The sequence below is a fragment of the Pseudomonas lutea genome (assembly GCF_000759445.1).
Classification (GTDB): Bacteria; Pseudomonadota; Gammaproteobacteria; order Pseudomonadales; family Pseudomonadaceae; genus Aquipseudomonas; species Aquipseudomonas lutea.
Genome location: NZ_JRMB01000001.1, coordinates 823,395 through 840,980, shown reverse-complemented (window position 1 = coordinate 840,980; position 17,586 = coordinate 823,395). Strand labels below are relative to the sequence as shown.

At 61.5% G+C, this 17,586-nt stretch carries 11 protein-coding genes; all 11 read right to left on the bottom strand.

Going from position 1 to position 17,586, the window contains the following annotated elements; genetic code table 11:
- Positions 1-158 precede the first annotated feature (158 nt).
- The 11 genes from LT42_RS03480 to LT42_RS03430 all read right to left on the bottom strand — a co-directional run bounded on the left by LT42_RS03480 (position 159) and on the right by LT42_RS03430 (position 17,547).
- Positions 159-812, bottom strand: a complete 654-nt coding sequence (locus LT42_RS03480; protein ID WP_070356508.1) for a hypothetical protein — start codon at positions 810-812, stop codon at positions 159-161.
- Positions 809-5,497, bottom strand: a complete 4,689-nt coding sequence (locus LT42_RS03475) for an RHS repeat-associated core domain-containing protein (protein ID WP_037009985.1) — start codon at positions 5,495-5,497, stop codon at positions 809-811. Before LT42_RS03475 ends, LT42_RS03480 begins: the two co-directional genes overlap by 4 nt.
- A complete protein-coding gene (locus tag LT42_RS03470; protein ID WP_037009983.1) occupies positions 5,494-8,328 on the bottom strand; it encodes a type VI secretion system Vgr family protein in 2,835 nt (944 codons plus the stop codon). The genes LT42_RS03475 and LT42_RS03470 overlap by 4 nt, the downstream gene beginning before the upstream one ends.
- Before the next feature lie 420 nt (positions 8,329-8,748).
- Positions 8,749-10,095 (bottom strand): APC family permease, encoded by a 1,347-nt coding sequence (locus tag LT42_RS03465; protein ID WP_037009981.1) that lies wholly within the window; start codon positions 10,093-10,095, stop codon positions 8,749-8,751.
- A 144-nt stretch (positions 10,096-10,239) separates the two neighbouring features.
- Positions 10,240-10,461, bottom strand: a complete 222-nt coding sequence (locus LT42_RS03460) for a DUF2934 domain-containing protein (protein ID WP_037009979.1) — start codon at positions 10,459-10,461, stop codon at positions 10,240-10,242.
- A 25-nt stretch (positions 10,462-10,486) separates the two neighbouring features.
- Positions 10,487-11,527 (bottom strand): SDR family NAD(P)-dependent oxidoreductase, encoded by a 1,041-nt coding sequence (locus tag LT42_RS03455; protein WP_037009977.1) that lies wholly within the window; start codon positions 11,525-11,527, stop codon positions 10,487-10,489.
- A 95-nt stretch (positions 11,528-11,622) separates the two neighbouring features.
- The gene (locus tag LT42_RS03450) at positions 11,623-12,117 is read right to left on the bottom strand and encodes a CinA family protein (protein ID WP_037009975.1); all 495 of its coding nucleotides are present in this window, start codon (positions 12,115-12,117) and stop codon (positions 11,623-11,625) included.
- A 127-nt stretch (positions 12,118-12,244) separates the two neighbouring features.
- A complete protein-coding gene (locus LT42_RS03445) occupies positions 12,245-14,008 on the bottom strand; it encodes an ABC transporter ATP-binding protein (protein ID WP_037009973.1) in 1,764 nt (587 codons plus the stop codon).
- Positions 13,998-15,203, bottom strand: coding sequence for a glycoside hydrolase family 1 protein (locus LT42_RS03440; RefSeq protein WP_052075031.1), 1,206 nt, complete (start codon positions 15,201-15,203; stop codon positions 13,998-14,000). Before LT42_RS03440 ends, LT42_RS03445 begins: the two co-directional genes overlap by 11 nt.
- Positions 15,200-16,390, bottom strand: coding sequence for a UDP-galactopyranose mutase (gene glf, locus LT42_RS03435; protein WP_037009970.1), 1,191 nt, complete (start codon positions 16,388-16,390; stop codon positions 15,200-15,202). The genes LT42_RS03440 and glf overlap by 4 nt, the downstream gene beginning before the upstream one ends.
- Positions 16,378-17,547 carry a glycosyltransferase family 1 protein gene (locus tag LT42_RS03430; protein ID WP_037009968.1) on the bottom strand — a complete coding sequence of 390 codons (1,170 nt, stop codon included), beginning with the start codon at positions 17,545-17,547 and terminating at the stop codon, positions 16,378-16,380. Before LT42_RS03430 ends, glf begins: the two co-directional genes overlap by 13 nt.
- Between the last annotated feature and the right edge of the window lie 39 nt (positions 17,548-17,586).

Here is a 17,586-nt window from a genome sequence, read left to right as displayed (position 1 = left end):
GTTTTTGGCTGAAAGCGCCCGACCTGACCTGATCGAATGAGGATTCGTGGCAGAGAAGTTTATTTCAGTCCTCAGCTCCCGGCGCTACACTCCGTCAACCGATTCATGCAGTTTTGAGACGTGCGATTTTTGGCCAACATGTCGACCGTTTAAGTACTTCAAAAGGTGGCCATGCTTGAAAGCCGGTAAGTTGTCAAAGTATCAATGAGTCGACGCAAGCCAGCAGAAGCGTTACGTGCATTCAGGCCTGGGTCTGACAGATCCAGATCATAGAAGTCCATCGTGTGCCTTATGGTGTTGGTAGCGATCCTGTTTAAGGTTCCCGATTTATCGCTGTCACTTTCAAGGGTGTCAACTTGATATCCGTCCCTTTTTTTGCTGTGGCTGAATCGGATGACTATTGAATCCTGCAAAATTACCGCACCTTCTTTCTGGTCCTTCGAAAAATACAATTCCAGAGGCCTTTGCTGCATGTCAGGTTGGCGTTGGTCAAATCTCATATGGTTGGTCAATAACGAGGTAAGCCTCACCCCCTTCAAAACGTCAAAGCCGCTCCCTATCTGCTGACACCGATAGAAGTAGAGTTTAAAGACTACGGCCACGTCACGATTCCTGTGACTGACGCAGTAAAGCTTTTCAAAAAAATGATAGTCATCACATTCGCCTACCCGTTCAAAGTCATGCTTTATGAGTTCATCTGGCGAGAAGCTTGTGAGCCCAAACAAACGAGACTGACTTGATGTTGCGTCTCTTAAAAAAAGACAAAAAATTTCAAAGAATGATAGATCTAGCCTGTTAAAAGCTTCTCTCATTTCGACACCGGGTTGGTTCCATCACGATGATGATTCCTCAAGATATTTCCGACCTTACTCAGTTCTGGGACTCTCCCAGAGTTGGGGTTTGCCGAAATTCCAGCTTCCGAAGCTTTCGCCATACGGTCTACGTTTCTAGACTCATCAAGGTAGCTACCCACACATTTACAGGCTTTGCGCCACTGGACGCCGTTCATATTGCGAGTCGCTTTGTCAGCCGGTTCTAGTATTACGTGTGTCCCTTTAGGGTCAGGCTTTAATTCAATATGTCCCCCCTTAGGTGGTAGCCCAGGACCATTCACATTTACGTGAACACCGCGCGCTAGTACGTCTTGCCCTGCAGTTTGCGCGGTGACCCGATGACCAGCAAGGCCCAGAGGGTCGACGAAGAAAACCGGATTAGCTGCGTAATGGTAAAGGTTCAGCCCACCCTGATGACCGATAGGGTCTTTACTGATAAACCGGCCAACCCCCGGATCATAGTACCGATGCCGGTTGTAGTGCAGGCCGGTTTCGGGGTCGTGGTATTGGCCCTGGAAGCGGATCGGGTTTTTGAGGCCGACCTTTTGAGCGAAGTCCGAGCGCTGTTCGTGGGCTTGGCCCCATGCTTTGTACTGGGCGCTCCACGCGGTGTTGCCGTTCTGGTCGGTGAGTTCCTGTGGCGTGCCGAGGTGGTCGCATTGGTACCAGGCGAGAACGTCAATGGGTTGTGCTGTGGGTTTGTAGGTCCACAGCGGGTCTTCTTTCCGGTTGTAACGCCCTTGGTAGGTGGGTTGGCTGATCAGGCGGATGGTGGCGTGGCGGATCGCCTGGGCGACCGGGACGAAGGTGCCGGGCTCGAAGAGGTAATGCACGGTGCGGCCGGTTTCACCGGGACCTCGCGCGGGGCTGCTTTCCCAGGCCAGGGTGTCGCCGTCCCAGCCGTAGAGGGTGAAGCCGCAGCCCAATTCCTGTTCTTTGCGGGCGTGTTCGTTTTGGTTCCAGCCGGTGCCGGCTTCGGGGCGTGGTCGGTAATGGGCTTTGGAATGTTTATAGAGGCGACGTCCGAGCGGGTCGTAGGCAAAGTCGACGGTGAGGCGTGGGTCTTTGAAGTGGATCAGTCGATCGAACAGATCCCACTGCAGGTCGCTGCGGGCGCCATTGGTTAACCTCTGTATCTGGTTGCCGCGTTCGTCGTAGTTGTAATGGGTGCCGGCGTATTCGCGCAGCAGATTGTCCATGAGTTTGTTGCGGGTGGGTTCGGGGTCGAGTGGGCGGCGCACCGGTGCGGCAGTGTCGTTTAGCAAATTGCTTGCCGGGTCGAAGGCGAAGGTTTCGACGCCCAATCGGCTTGTTGCGCTGAGCAGTCGGCTTACGGGATCGTAGCGATACGAGAGCTGGCCGCGACGGCTGTCCTGAATCTCAGTCAATTGGCCAGCAGCGTCGTAGGTGTAGGCGCGTTTTATGAACGTGGTTTTATCGTCTGCGCTGCCCAACAGCTGTTCTTGCAGGCGTCCCGCAGGGTCCCATTGCTGCGTTTGCTTGAGCTGGTTGCCCTGATGCCGAGCGACTTCGCGATGCAATTCGTCGCGCTCGTAGCTCAGAAGTTCATGGTCATCGAGCTTCATGCCGAGCAGATGGCCGCTGCCGTAGGTCAGCCAGCTAACGCGATGGCCGTCTGGGCGGACGGTAGCGACGCGGTTGTTCAGCACGTCGTATTCGTGCTGCCAGACCGCAACCAGCGGCTTTTCCAGGCTCAGGTAGTGCTGGTGCTCGCGCACCAGATTGCCAGCTTGATCATGAAACCATTGCAGGCAACTGGCGGCGTTGGTGGCTCTGATCAGTTGGCCGTTGCCGTCGTAGGAAAAGGTTTCGCTTTGCGATTGCTCACCAAGGGTGGCGTGGCGTTCGGTGAGGCGACCCATGGGGTCGAAGCTCAACCCGATGGCGCGCTGGCCGTTGACGGTCTCGGCCAAGCGGCCTGTTTCGGGGTCGTAGCGGTATCGCGTCGAGCGGCCATCGAAGCCGCGTTCTTCCAACAATCTGCCGACCGGGTCGTATTGAAAATGGGCGCGGCTTTGGTTTTCATTTTCCAGCGCGATCAAGCGACCAAGTTTGTCCCAGCGATAGCGCAGGGTCTGTTCGGCGGCGTCGGTGCGTTCGGCGATGAAGCCGGCGGCGGTGTAGCGCCAGGTGGTGCAGCGTTCGAGGCCGTCGGAGCGCGCAAGCAGGCGACCTTCGGCATCGCGGCTAAAGCGTTCTTCCGTTTTATCCGGGTGCTTGGTCACCACCAAGTGGCCTGATGCGTAGGAATACTCGGTTTTATGTCCGGCAGCGTCGGTAAAGCAGACCATCTGCCCGCGCTCGTCGTATTCCCACGCACTTACCTTCCCAGAGCAGTCGGTGTACTTAACGATTTGTCCGGCGTCGTTGTAGGCCAACGCTTTTGTGTTGCCGTTGGCGTCCCTGATCGCCGTAGGAAGCCCGAACGGGTTGTAGGCGTATTCGGTGGTGTTCTCCAGCGGATCAACCGCTTCGACCAGATTGCCCTTGTCGTCGTAGTCGCGCCGCCACAGCCCACCCTCGCCATCGCTGATTTTGATCAGCTGACTTTTGTCGTCGTAGGCGTAGTTCATCACGCTGTGGTCAGCGCGGGTGTGTTCGGTCAGATTGCTGAGGCGGTCGTAGCGATAGCGGTCGGTCGTGCCGTCGGTATGGACGTGGCGAATGATGTTCTTGGCGTCGTCCCGAAAGAACCACTCCGAGCGCCCGTCGGCATGGCGAATGCGATGGGTGTAGCCAAGGCTGTCGTAGAAGTGCTGGGTCTCTTGGCCGAGAGCATCGGTGACGACAGTCAGGCGGATGTTTTTGTCCCAAGACAGCCGCGTATCGAAGCTGCCGTCGTCGGCCCATTCGCGCACAGCCTTGGCGTCGGGGCCCGTGCCTTGCCATTGCAGGTTCATGCCGCGATGGGTGCGGTCGGTATAACGGGTGATCAGGTGATTTTCGTACTGATATCGCCACGCGGAACCGTTCTCGTCCTGAGCAAGCGTCAGGTCGCTAGAATCATCATATTCGTACGCACACAGCTGCCGTTTCACCTCACCGTCGCGGATTTCCCAGATGCCGGTCAGGTGTCCGTGATCGTCGATCTGAGTGCCGAGGCGCAGATGGACTTTGCTGACATCGTTTTCCGAGTACGTCACCACCTCGGAAAGCACCGACTGTTCCCCATGCCGATGCTCGTAATGCAGCATCGCCCCGGCGCCATTGCGCAAAACGATGTTGGTGAGGACAAAGTGCTCACCCCGTCGGACATAGGTTTCCCGGCGCTCAAACCCTCGACACAACACCAGCGTGTCGTTGCTGACGCGGATCAGCGTGAGGTTTTCGATGGCGTTGTAGTGAACCAGCTTGACCTTGGGCAGGGTGAACTCATGGCTGCGCCCGTCGGCGTCATGGAACACCAGGCCCTCGTCCACGCAGTCAAACCGTGTGGTAAACGGTGTGATCCAGCGTGCGCCGACGACGTCCTGGTCGTAGGCACCCAGACTTGAGCAATACGTTCGCGTCCACTCAACAGGAAACGGCCCCGGCAGACTGAAATCGGTGTGCGCGACCGACTCCGACCCCATCGCAAAGTTGATGCTGCGAATCGTCGAGTCGCACACGCAGTTTTTCTTCGGGTTGGGCCGGCCTTTGGCAGCGGCTTCATGCTGGACAACGCCCAGTCTGCCTTCACCCCCACGACGCTTGGCCTGACTGACCAACCCCGGCTTGATGTTGACCGACTGCCCATGACCGTTACGCGAGCGCCAACTGGCCACCGCGCCAGCCAGAGTCATCAGCAACGCGCCAATGGAGTGCTCAGCCGCAGGATCCGCCAAGCCAGCAATCTGGCCCCGAAGCTCTGCACCCATGGCCCGCAAAGATGCCGCCTGCCTGAGCACTTCTTCTTTCAGCGTAGTGGGCACCAAATGGTCCACAACGCTATTAACAGCCCCCTTACCAGCAGCGATGTACACATCGGCCGCCGCCACGAAGATGTTGCCGATCGCCGCCGCGGGGTCGTAAGCCCACTGATCGCCAGCCGCCTGGACCAACTGCTCCGCTTCCAGCAAATTAGCCTGGGCATCGAGATCGGCGTTGACCAGCGTCTCCAGACCCTGGGCGATCTGGCACAGCATTTCTTCGCCGAGTTTCCCTGCCTCATCCAGAATGCCGCCCAGCCGGGCCTGCGCCTGGGTCACGAAGTCATCCAGCGTGCCGATGATGTCGGCATTCAGATGCCCGATCAGCACTTCAACCAGCCCGTCGCCCAGCACCAACTTTCCGGCCTGGCGCATCTCCTGACGCACCAGAAACAGCGTCGGCCGCAGGGTCATGCGTGCCGCCGCCATGGTCGGGGGGAACGGCAGCACCCCGATCAGATTGATGCCGAGACTGACCCAATCCAGCGGGTCGCGCTGTTCACTGCTCGACAGCCTGACGATGTCGTTGAGCGCATCCACCAGCGCCATGATGTTGCCCACGACCGGCAGCGCGCCGGCAGCGGTCTTGATCCTGTCCAGCGTCACGACGCCGCCGCTGATCTCCTGCAGCCAGGCATCGACGTTGGCCGCGCCCAGCCCGACGTCTTCCAGTTGAATCTGATCAAGGGGAACAATCGCTACCTGAGGCTGCGTACCTTTTAACCCCACGCTCACGACAACCACTCCCCGGCCAACAGCCCCGACACTTCAAGCAGCACCTCAGGCACTTCCACCGCTGGCAGGCGCGGGAAAGATCCGCTTTTGATCAAACGACCCAGCAGGGCCGAAGCAGCGGGTGCGGCCGCGCTCGCCAGTGCTGGCAACCCGTGCGACTCGGCCTGCAGCGTCGATATTGCAAACTGCGCAGGGTCCCAGTTCTTGCTCGGTAAAAGCTCGGTCGCCTGACTGAGCAAGGGCGCGGGTGGCTCGGCGGGGCCGCCCGGCGTGCGCGGCCAGTCGGGTTTGCCGATGACGCTGCCCTGGGTCCAGGTGTCGGCCGGGTCTTTGTCGAAGAGCACCCGCGCAGGGCCCGGCGCAGCGCCGGCGACGGTGCCAAAACCCTGGCTGTCGAGGGCGCCCGTCAGACGTTTGCCCAGCGCGTCGACCACTTCAAACCCACCACCCTGGATGCCTTGCAGCCCCCCGTACTGGTTGAATAACTGAAGATCGCCCTCACCCGCTTTTGGCGGCTCGGGAAACACACCTGACAGGTTCGCCGCGCCGGTGTAGGCAAAGTTGGCGGCGCGGGCCGTGTAGGGGCCTGTGGTGACGTGGGTGATGCCCGCCGCATTGTAGGTCGTGGCGCTGCCACCGCCCTGGATGACAAGCTCGGTTTTGGCAGTCAGGGTAATGCGCTCGGCGTTGGCGGTAATGTTCAGCTTGGCCAGCAAGTTGATGCTGTCTTTCAGGGCGCGGACATCGATGTCGCCCGAGGCAGCCACCAGACGCCAGCCGAGGCTTTGCACGAACAGGCGCATGCCTTGGCTGGCGCTGGCCAACAGGCGTTTACCGATGGAAAGGCTGGTGTGCCCCGTACTGCTCAGGGCCAGGTGTTCGCCCGTGGCGATGTGGCTGGAGCGCGGCGTGGTCAGCGCAATGCCTGCAGGGCTGGCGAGGACCAGATGCGGTTCGATGAATTCGGGAAATTCATGGCTGCCGGTATGCCCCGGACCGCTGCCCAGCACGCCCTGATGTTGTGCATGCAACGCTTTGGCCACGGCGTCCTGATCACCGGCTTCTTGAGCTTCCAGCGCTTTGGCCTGCAGTGCGAAGCCATCTTGCTGGTCCGCCGCGGTGGCCAGACGCTCGGCGGTTTCAGGCAGGTCCTTATGGTGCTTCGATTCGTTGGGGCGCGGTTCGGTGCTGATCAACAAGCCGGCGCCCGCCCGCACGGCACCGTGACGATCGGTGCGCAATTCGAAGCCTTCGCCTCGCGGCTGGCCGCCAGCCGGTCGCGGGTGGGTCAGGTAACCGAGGTTGATGGCACTGGCGCCGTGATCGCTGCGCAACGCAATGCTGATCTCGCCGGTGGTGTCATCGATGCGCAGCTCGTTGCCACGGCTGCCTTTGTATTCCTTGCTCTTGACCGTGGCCAGGGTCTTGAAATCCGGCAACTTGTACGGTGGCAAATGGACGCCGTGGTACAGGCAACCGGTGATCAGAGGCTGGTCGGGATCGCCTTCGAGAAAGGTGATCAGCACTTCCATGCCAACTCGCGGTAGATTGATGGATCCCAGGTTCTGGCTCGCCCAGTTGGACGCCACGCGCATCCAGCAGCTGGTCTTGTCGTCGGACTGCCCTTCCCGGTCCCAGAAAAACTGCACCTTCACCCGGCCGTGCTGATCGGTGTAGATCTCCTCGCCTTCGGGGCCTGTCACGATGGCGCTCTGGGTGCCGAGTACTTTGGGTTTTGGATGTTCCAGCGGCGGGCGGTAGTGAACGTCCCAGGGGGTTGCGCTGAAGCGGTTGCGATACCCCTGATGAAAATCAGACTTCAGGTCACTAACGTCACTTGTGGCGACCTCCTCAAGCACCTGCGGCTGTTTGCCTTCGTGGAGGACTTCGGTCAGTAACCACAGGTCATTCCATGCCGGGTTGGCGTGCCCGGTCAGTGCGAGAAAGTGACCGGCCACCAAGCGTGGTTGATCGCCGCTGCCTTCGGCCAGCCGGAAGTCGCTGCGGTGGCGTTCCAGGGCGCGGTTGGCCAGCTGCCGACCGCGCTCACGGTCAACGAAGCGGCCGGGATAGTCGTAATCTTCCAGGTCTGGAATGGCCGTGCCTGCGGCGGTGCCTTCCAGCTGGAACCGCGGCTTGGTGAAGTCGTAGTCGCGCCGGGTGGTGCGGCTGGTGCGCGTATTGAGGCGCAGCCCGAAGCGCTTGATAACCTCGCTGTCCGCCACCAGTCCGGTGTCCTGCTGATACAGCGTCGGCGCGAGCTTCGGGAACACCGTCTGGTCATCGCCAAACACCAGCAGGTAGCCCTCGGGGCTGTGCTGAAAATGAAAGTGAATGCCTTCCTCTTCGCACAGACGCTGAATGAAGTGCAGTTCGGACTCGTCGTACTGAACGCAGTACACGCGCTCGGGGTAGGCTGCGCCGAGCTGGAACCGGTAATCACCCGCGAGGATGCCATGCTCCTCCAGCACGCGGCTGATGATTTGCCCCACCGTCATCTGCTGGAAGATCCGCTGGTTTACCCGGTGTGCAAGGTAAGCAAGCTGCGGACGCAGGCTCATTCGATAACGGGTCAGGCGTTTGCCAGCCTCTCCCTGGACGACGCTGTAGGCGAGGCCGTGAATGCCGGCCCCGTCTGCAGACAGCTGTAGGTAGACCTGAGCGTGCAACAGGCTTTCAAGGTCCAGCGACGGGTTTTCGCTGACCAGTTCCAGCTCGAACTCGAATGGATGGTTCAATCGTTCGCGGCCGGTGAAGGACAGCACCTGAAACAGCGTGTCCTGACCATTCACGGTGAGGCTGAATTGAGCTTTATTTGCCGGTGCGAACATCCCGTGTTCCTTGTGCGCTGTGACAGAAGTCCGAACGCTATGGGGAGCGTGCGAAGGACCACGGAGCTATCAAGGGACGTGCCAGCCAGCGCGCAGCCATGGCGCGATAAGGGATTGCGGGGCTTCAAGCTAGATGCGGGGCGTGTTCAAAGGGGATAACGCAGGCAACCGTGCGCAACAATCTGCCCACCGCTGTGCCGCTCATTGCGTGCTTCTACGGGGGCGATGGTCGGCTTGGGCTTCAGGCTGAAACGGGGTGCTCAGATGCGAAGTCCTGCGCAACTCCCGGCGCAGGAAGGCGTGTGGCACTTCCGTGACCTCACTTATCTGGGCCTGCGGACCACGCCTTCACGTCGCACAAGCCTTGCAACAGCACGGCGGCATCGCGCCACCGTTCGACCCACAAGGAGGGGTCGGAGATTATTCGGCGTCACCCTCCGCCAACTGCGTATTGAACGCAGGCCGGGTTCCATCCACTCGCGCGAGGAAATACAACGCCACGCCCACCAGTATCAGCACGCCTGCGCGCAGCCAGGTTTCAGCGCTTTGCTGTGTGAGCAGAATCAGGCAAGACACGATCGCCAGCACCGGCACCCAGGTCGGCACCCTGAAATGATCGGCCTCGACGTGGTCGCGACGCAGAATCAACACTGCCAGGTTGGTGCTGATAAACACGAACAGCAATAGCAGCACAACGGTTTCCGCCAGCGTAGCAAGGGAGCCGGTCAGCGTCAGAATGATCGCCACCACCGTCGTCGCGACGATCGCCACCCAGGGTGTGCGACGCTCAGGCAGCACCTTCGACAGCGCGTGCGGCAGCAGGCCCTGGCGGGACATGCCATAGGCCAGCCGGCTCGACATGATCATGGTCAGCAGCGCGCCGTTGGCGACTGCCACCAACGCGATAAAAGCGAACAGCCGTGGCGGAATACCCAGGTGCGAAGCCTTGACCACCTCCAGCAGCGGCGCCGAAGAATGCATCAGCTGGTCGATTGGCATTACCGCCGCCGCAGCAACCCCGACGCCCATGTAAATCGCCCCGGCGATCAACAGCGCGCCAAACAGAGCGCGGGGATACACCTTGCGCACGTTGCGCACCTCTTCGGCCATATTCGCCGACGTCTCGAAACCGACAAACGAATAGAACGCCAGCAGCGCCGCGCCCAACACGGCGTACGCGGGGTTGATCCCCTCCTTGAACTGCACGGCTCGGGAAAGATCCGCCTCACCGGTCTGGAAAAACCAGACGGCGGCGACGATGACCAGCAGCAGGCCCGACACCTCGATCACTGTCATCACCAGATTGGCGGACAACGATTCCTTGATGCCCCGGGCGTTGAGCAACGCAATGACGACCAGAAAGATCAACGCCACAACGTGGGCAGGCAGCTGGATGAACGGCGCCATGTAGTCGCCGGCGAACGCCAGGGACAGGCCGGCCGCACTGGTGACACCGGCAGCCAGCATGCAGAAGCCGATCAAAAATGAAGTCAGTGGCGACTTGAACGCCTTGCCCGCAAACACCGCGGAGGCGCCTGCGTGAGGGTATTTGGTCACAAGCTCCGCGTATGAACCTGCGGTGAGCATGGCAAAGCACAGCGCAATCAGCAGAGGCACCCAGATCGCGCCACCGACCTGGCCCGCGATGGTCCCGGCCAACGCATAGACCCCGGCACCCAGCACGTCGCCCAGAATGAACAGCAAGAGCATGGGCCCGGTGACCGCGCGCTTGAGCGCCCTGCTCGGCGAGTGTTGGTGTGATGTCATGGTGTGCTCCGGCTATGCAGCGAGGTTGCTCGGGAAATGTGGCTCGCGGGGAGCAACGCCGCTGCGCTGCTCTGCATCGAAAGATCGCCGCTGGCCGGAAAAATTCAACCGGGTGCGCCGCGAGACACGGCGCACCCTACGGCCTCACTGCTCCGCGTGAGTGCCTTGGTCCACCGGCAGCTCGGGGATCCCGCTCTCGGCGCTGCCGCCAACCGAATCGAGCGTATTGGCCGCCGCAGGCTGGCGGGCTTCTGATTCAAGCTGTTCGCGCGCCTGCAGCCAGTGGCTGTATTCGGCACCTTCTGGTCGCCCGTCAAGCTCCCAAAGCTCGTAGGCACGTTCACGGATTTTCGCATCGTCGATCATGGTCTCGCCCTCTCAAGTGCATGGGTTATCGCGCAGCGCCTGGCTGCGCTTGCGGTTGCTCACTGTGTTCACTTTGCTCACGCATCCGCTCGCGAATACCGCCGGAAACCCCTTGCCCGGTCTCCAGCGGGGTATGCAGGTTGCCGGAGGTCGGTGGCACCTGCGGGTTCATGTCGACCTGGCCTTTCTGCACGGCGTGGCGCGAGAAAAGGTCACTGATTTCGGGGGTCAGGCGATGGCTCCAGTACGCCAGCTTGGCCTTGTAGCCCACCGTGATTTCCCGCCGTGGGTACAACGTGGCGCGGACGATGGCGTTTACCGGCTTCTCCGGCCCGTCCATGGTGGGCATCTGCGGCTGATGGCCGGTGTAATTGGCGGCGTGGTCCCAAATGGGCGTGTCGATCGCCCACGGCATCACAGTCACGACATGGATGTCGCGCTCCTTGTTCAAACGCAGTTCCTGGTTCAGCACACGACCCAGACTCAGCACGCCGGCCTTGGAAGCTGAGTAGGAGGCCTGATAGGTGTGCGGCACTTCGCTGTCGATGGAAGCGACATTGATCAGCACGCCCTCGCCCTGTTTGCGGAACTGCCGCATCGCCAGGTGGCTGCCGGTCAGCGTGCCCTTGAGATTGACGTCGAGCAGCCGCTGATGGTCCTCCAGGGGAATGTCTTCGAAGCGCCCGGTCGCCATGACCGCGGCGTTGTTGATCCAGCCATCGATGCGGCCAAATCGCTCAAGCGTGGCATTGAGCAAATGCTGCATCTCTTCGGTTCTGGAGATGTCGGTGGTCACGACGAGGGGCGTACCGCCCGCAACGACGATCTCCCGGGCCAGGCTTTCAAGGGCCTTGGTGCGGCGCGCAGCCAGCACCACGTTGGCCCCGCTGCGGCCCAGTTGCAACGCGACGCCTCGGCCGATACCGCTGGACGCGCCGGTGACGACGAACGTCTTGCCCACCAGCCGGTTGCGTTCGCTTTCATTCAGGCTTTGTGTGGCGCACCCGGAGAGAAGCAGGAGCGCCGCAGGCACGGCCAGCAGAACAAGAAGAGGAGATGTTCGCATCGCAGTCTTTTCCGATTGAGGATCCTTAATGGATGACTCAATGGTGCTGACGAAGGTTTGTCCCTAACGCTTCACGGTGCGATGAACGGTCCGGCTCAGTGCCGTGTTTCCACCAACTGTCGATGAAACACCGGAACCTGTTCCAAAGCATAGACGGCGGCCTGCTGCTGCACCGACTCGCGGTCGCCGGAGAAGACATGACAATGGGTGAAAATACGCAGCCGTTCCTGGTGAACGAAGCCCCAGGCGAAGCACACCGTACCTGCCGGGATCCCGTCCATGTCGTCGGGCCCGCACACGCCCGTGGTGGCCACGGCGACGGTCGCCGGGCTGTCATGCAACGCACCGGCGGCCATTTCTTCGGCCACCTCCACGCTGGTCAGGTTGTAACGCTCGATGGTGTCCGGGCTGACGCTGAGCAGGCGCTGCTTGGCTTCCGGGGAATAGACCACGTAGCCACATTCGATCAGCGAACCGCTGCCCGGCACTTTGGCCAGCAACGACATGATCATCCCGGCGGTGCAGGATTCGGCCGTGGCCAGCATCAGGGAATGGTCGCGCAAGTAGTCCAAAACGGATTCGGCAGACATTGTTCAAACTCCTGAGAATCGTTGAGATTTTTCCTTTGGGTAACGCTCTGTGGATTCTGCTCGCCGCGTCAGGTTGCGACGACGCGCGAGCCAGCGGATGAAAGGCATCGCGAGCGCGCAGAGCTGTTCAGCTGTGCACGCTCATGCTTTGTAGCTGCCACAGCGTGCGGAATTGACCGGGGACCTCGCGCAGCTCACGCGGAGCGCCGTCCTGAATCAAACGCCCTGCGTCCAGCACCAGAACGCGGTCGAAATTCGAGACGGTCGACAGCCGATGCGCCACTGCCAGCACCGTGCGGCCGCGCATCAAATCCGTCAGTGCCCTCTGGATGATGGCCTCGGAATCGGAGTCCAGCGCCGAAGTGGCTTCGTCGAGAATCAGGATCGGCGCATCTTTCAGGAACGCACGGGCAAGCCCCAGTCGCTGGCGCTGACCGCCCGACAGCATCACCCCGCGCTCGCCCACCTGGGTCCGATAGCCTTCGGGCAGCGCGCGGATGAACTCGTCGCAATAGGCTTGCCGCGCCGCACCGATGATTTGCTCCTCCGTGGCGTGGGGCGAGCCGTAGCCGATGTTTTCCAGAATGCTGCGGTTGGACAAGGCAGGCTCTTGGGGCACCACGGCAATCTGCCGACGCAGGCTGTCCTGGCTGACCGAACGAATGTCGCGCCCGTCGATGAGGATTGCGCCGCTGCTGACGTCGTCCAGACGCTGCAGCAGGCTGATCAGCGTCGATTTGCCGGAGCCCGACGCGCCGACGATGCCCACGCTCTGCCCGGCCGGGATGTCCACCCGCAGATGCTTGAACACCTGCACGCCGCCAGGGTAACGGTAACCGACGTCCACCAGCTGGATGTGGCCCAGCGGCGGTGCCAGCTCTTCGCGGGTGTCGCTGAGGGCATGGGGCTGGGCGATGATGTTCAGGGTCTCGGCAATCACACCCATCTGCTGAGAGGTATCTACCAACGCGAGGGCCAGGTCACGCGAGCCGTGCAGGATGCGAAACGTCAGCGCGCTGACCATCACCACGTCGCCGGGCGTGACCTGCGCATCGAGCCACAGCAATATCGCCCAGCCCAGCATGCCGCCCGCCATCACCGACAGGCAGATGTCATGCAGCACGCGGGCTTTCTCCAGGTAAATCCAGCTGCGCCGCTGGGCGCGCGCCTCGACGCCGATCTCCCGCTCCAGCCGTGCGCGCTCGCGGTCGCGTCCCGAGAACGCCTTGATGGTCCAGACGTTGGACACCAGATCGACGATTTCCCCCCCCACCCGCGCAGACTGCGAGGCGAAATCGATGTGCCGTGTACGCCCGCGAATGCCGATCACGGTGATCAGCGCAGCGACCAGCAGCACGCAGACAATCAGCGCCAGGGCCATGGACAGCCGCACCGTACACAGCACGATCACCGCGCCGATGAAGTCCACGCAGGGCGGAATGATCTTCCACGCCAGCCCTCCGTAGATGGAACCCGCCGCCGCGCCGGCTGACGACACGCGATTGGCCAGCGCCCCAGCGAAATGCTGGGTGAAGTAACGCATCGGGTGACCGGTCAGGTGGGTGAACAGGTCGATGCGCAAATCTGCGCAACTGCCCACCACGGTGCGGCAGCCCAGCCAGCCGCCCAACCGCCAGAACACGTTCTCGGTCACGATCAGCGCCAGGAACAGGGTGAACGGGCCCCAGACATGGGCGACGTGTTCCCTGCCGGCGGCCATGGCGTCCACCAGCAGTTTCATCCCGTATTGCACCGCAACCGCACAGCCGGCAGCCCCGATGACCAGGAACAGCATGGTCGAAAAATGCCACGGGCGCACACGCACGTAGCGCCACAAAAACGCTATAGGCGTCAACGGCAGAGGACACTCGCGCCATCGGTCATTTTTCATCGGCCACTCCCGCAGGCTCCGGGCGGATATCACGCTGTGCCTGAGCCATCAACCGCTGCTGCAGCGCTTGCGCCTGCAAGTGCAGGGGATGAAACGCGGCGCGTTTGCCTTCACCATCGGGATAACCGAACAAGCCGGTCGGGCAGTAGCGGCCGTCGTCCCAGCCGGGGTAGTCCAGAAACGGATACCAGCAGACGCCCTCCATGGGCACGCCTCGATCAATTGCCAGAAGCACCTGATCAACGACGTATTTGAACCACGGCACACGCTCCTCATCCTCGCAGCCGGTTTCAGACAGCAACACCGGGCGTTGGTAGCGCTGGTGCAACTCCTTGAGCATTCCCGCCAGCGGTCGATACTCGGCGCTGCCCCGCGGGATCATGCCGCCGTTGAACATCCATTGGTTGTGCGGGTAGAAGTTGGCGCCGAGGATGTCCAGGTACTTCTCGTCACCGCCCAGCCCCGGCCACTGCCGCCCGGCCAGCATGTCCCAGGCCTCGAACTGCGCCAGGCGATACCGCTCGGCGGCCTCCTGGTCCTCGGCACGCCGGGAACCGGAGACCACGTTGATCAGCGGATCGCACTGGACGAAGCGCGCCGCCGGCACGACATCGCGCACGGCTTCGATGGCGGCGATGCTGGCCCTCACCAACTGGTGCTTGAGTTCCAGTCCGCGGCCATGCGCCGCAGGATTGAAGTAGCCGACATCGCCACCCGCCCAGCTCCAGAAAGACATCTCGTTGATGGGCGAGTAAAACGGCACGTCCTCGCCCTCCTCTCGCATCAAGCGCGCAGCCGCCCCGGCGAAGCGCGCGAAGCGGTCAACGAAGCCGGGCCGCCAGATATCGACATCGTCGGGATAACCGTAATGACACAGGTCCCAGATGACCTGGATGCCTTGACGTCGAGCAGCCCGCAACATCGGCAGGAAGCTACTCCAGTCATAGTGGCCGGGGCTCGTCTCGATCAGGTGCCAGCGCAGCCCGTCCCGGGCGCAACGAATGCCCAGCCCGGTCAGCTGCGCATAGTCGTTGTCAGCCCACTGCGCATGACCGGTTGACGCCGACAAGTCCAGGCGCTTGCCATCCCTGCGGCGCTGGGTCGAGCACTCATAGCCGGCCATGAGGAAGCTCTTGAACAGCGCGCCATTGTCGCCAGCGCCATGACTGCCGTCCCAGCGGCGCTGTACCGTCATGACGCCGTTGCTCCGGCGGCCTCGGGCGTAACCGCATGGCCGTCTTCGATGCGCTGATACAGGGCCAGCGCCTGACCGACCACCTGGTCCATGTTGTAGTACTTGTAGGTGCCCAGACGTCCAAGGAACGTGACATTTGCCGTCTCGTCAGCCAGAGCCTTGTAACGCTTGTACAGCTCGGCGTTCTCCGGGCGCGGCACCGGGTAATACGGGTCGCCGTCGTCACAGGGAAACTCGTAGCTGATGCTGGTCAGCGGGTGGGTCTGTCCGGTCAGGTGCTTGTATTCGGTGATGCGTGTATAGGGCACGCTCTGGTCAGGGAAATTGACCACCGCCACCGGCTGGTACTCGGCCTGCTGCACCGTCTCGTGCTGAAAGCGCAGCGAGCGGTATGGCAAGCGCCCGAAACGGAAATCGTAGTACTCGTCGATCGGCCCGCAGTAGATCAGGTGACGGTGGGCAATCGATTCACGCACAGCCTTGAAATCGGTGTCGAGGAGGATGTCGATGTTCGGGTGATCGAGCATGCGCTCGAACATGTGCGTGTAGCCCTCACGCGGCATCATCTGGAAGGTGTCAGTGAAGTAGCGATCGTCTTCGTTTGTTCGCGTGGGAATGCGCGAGGTCACCGATTTGTCCAGGTCGCTCGGGTCCAGTCCCCACTGCTTGCGGGTATAGCCGCGGAAGAACTTCTCGTACAGCTCGCGACCGATCTGGTTGATGACGACGTCTTCGGAGGTGCGAATCGTTGACACCGGTTCTGCACGCTCGGCCAAAAATACTTCGGCCTCTTCAGACGTCATCGACAACCCGTAAAGCGTGTTGAGGGTCGTGAGGTTGATCGGGATGGGCACCAGATGCTCGTCTACTCTCGCCAGGACGCGGTGCTCGTACGGACGCCATTCAGTGAATTGCGAGAGGTAGTCGACAATCCGCTGGGCGTTGGTATGAAAGATGTGCGGGCCGTAGCGGTGCACCATCACACCGGCATCGTCCAGATGGTCGTAGGCATTGCCGCCAATGTGCTCACGCCGGTCAATCAACAACACTTTCTTGCCCAGCCCCGCCGCCAGCCGTTCGGCGATCACGCTGCCGGCGAAACCGGCGCCGACGATAAGGTAGTCGTAGCCGTCATGGGGCGCGCGCGAAGAGGCGCTGATGGCCTGTTCCAGGGTTATCTTAGGCATTCGATCTGCTCCTTCATGAAACGGCTGGTTTTATCCCACGACATGCCATCAAGGGCGGCATCGGCGCTGCGCAGGAAATCCGCCGAGCCCTTCTGACCCAGCGCGGCTTCTATGGCGGCGACGAACGCGCTGGCGGTGTCGGCGATGGTGACTGCGCCGCTCTGGCCGTAACCACGGATGACGTCATGGATCGGCGTTGACACCACGGGGCAACCGCCGGCGAGGTATTCCGGGGTTTTGGTCGGGCTGATAAAGCGCGTGGACTCGTTGATTGCGAACGGCATCAGCGCGACGTCCCAGCCAGCGAGATACGCCGGGAGCTCTTCATAGCGCTTGCCCCCGAGGTAATGAATATTGGGCAGCCTGGGCAGCGTCGCCGGGTCAATTTTGACCACCGGCCCGATCAGAACGATTTGCCAGTCCGGACGTTGGGCCGCGAGTTGCGCCACCAGATCAATGTCGAACCGCTCGTCGATGACGCCAAAGAATCCCAGCCGCGGAGTCGCAATGGCCGCCTGGTCAGCGGGTTCCGGCAAGCCCTGGCGGGCAGCGGCGAAGTGTTCGATGTCAACGCTGCTCGGCACCGGATGCGCATTGTCATGCTGACGCTGTTTGGCTTCCCACAGGCTGTAGCCACCGGTGAACACCACGTCGGCGCGGGTCATCAGCTGGCGCTCCATGTCCACCAGACGCGGCGGCGCACCCCGGAAGGCCGACAGTTCGTCCATGCAGTCAAAGATGGTCACCGCGCCCTTCAGGTGATCGGTGAAAGCCAGGCTCATGGGAGTGAGGTACCACAGCAGCAACTCGCCCGCGCCCCGGGATTGCAGCAGCTCATCCAGCAATGCGCGTTGCGCGTCGGCCACTTGCTCTTCGCTCAAGCCATGCGCAAGGCGCGGCACCACGACTTCGATACCCGGCGCCGGCTGCGAATGATCCAGATGCGGCGTGGCGTGGTCGTCAAACACCGGCTCCTCGAAGAAGATCACGTCGTAGTCCTGCGCCAGGCGCGACATCACGTGCTGAGGCCGTTGGTACACGAACCCCCAGCGCAGGTGCGAAAGGCACAGCAGCGTCGGACGGGTTTGCGGGTGGGAGTGGAGTGGGTGGTCAATCGCGACGGCGGATAAAGAGTCAGGTTGTTCGGCAAGATTCATGGCGTCTTCCTTCTGGGATGGGCTGTTGTGGGCCATCAC

What these genes read in the sequence shown, in the direction of transcription:
- LT42_RS03465 (WP_037009981.1), bottom strand. Translation starts at nt 10,095, where the DNA reads ATGACATCACACCAACACTCGCCGAGCAGGGCGCTCAAGCGCGCGGTC.
- LT42_RS03480 (WP_070356508.1), bottom strand. Translation starts at nt 812, where the DNA reads ATGAGAGAAGCTTTTAACAGGCTAGATCTATCATTCTTTGAAATTTTT.
- LT42_RS03470 (WP_037009983.1), bottom strand. Translation starts at nt 8,328, where the DNA reads ATGTTCGCACCGGCAAATAAAGCTCAATTCAGCCTCACCGTGAATGGT.
- LT42_RS03445 (WP_037009973.1), bottom strand. Translation starts at nt 14,008, where the DNA reads ATGAAAAATGACCGATGGCGCGAGTGTCCTCTGCCGTTGACGCCTATA.
- glf (WP_037009970.1), bottom strand. Translation starts at nt 16,390, where the DNA reads ATGCCTAAGATAACCCTGGAACAGGCCATCAGCGCCTCTTCGCGCGCG.
- LT42_RS03440 (WP_052075031.1), bottom strand. Translation starts at nt 15,203, where the DNA reads ATGACGGTACAGCGCCGCTGGGACGGCAGTCATGGCGCTGGCGACAAT.
- LT42_RS03455 (WP_037009977.1), bottom strand. Translation starts at nt 11,527, where the DNA reads ATGCGAACATCTCCTCTTCTTGTTCTGCTGGCCGTGCCTGCGGCGCTC.
- LT42_RS03460 (WP_037009979.1), bottom strand. Translation starts at nt 10,461, where the DNA reads ATGATCGACGATGCGAAAATCCGTGAACGTGCCTACGAGCTTTGGGAG.
- LT42_RS03430 (WP_037009968.1), bottom strand. Translation starts at nt 17,547, where the DNA reads ATGAATCTTGCCGAACAACCTGACTCTTTATCCGCCGTCGCGATTGAC.
- LT42_RS03450 (WP_037009975.1), bottom strand. Translation starts at nt 12,117, where the DNA reads ATGTCTGCCGAATCCGTTTTGGACTACTTGCGCGACCATTCCCTGATG.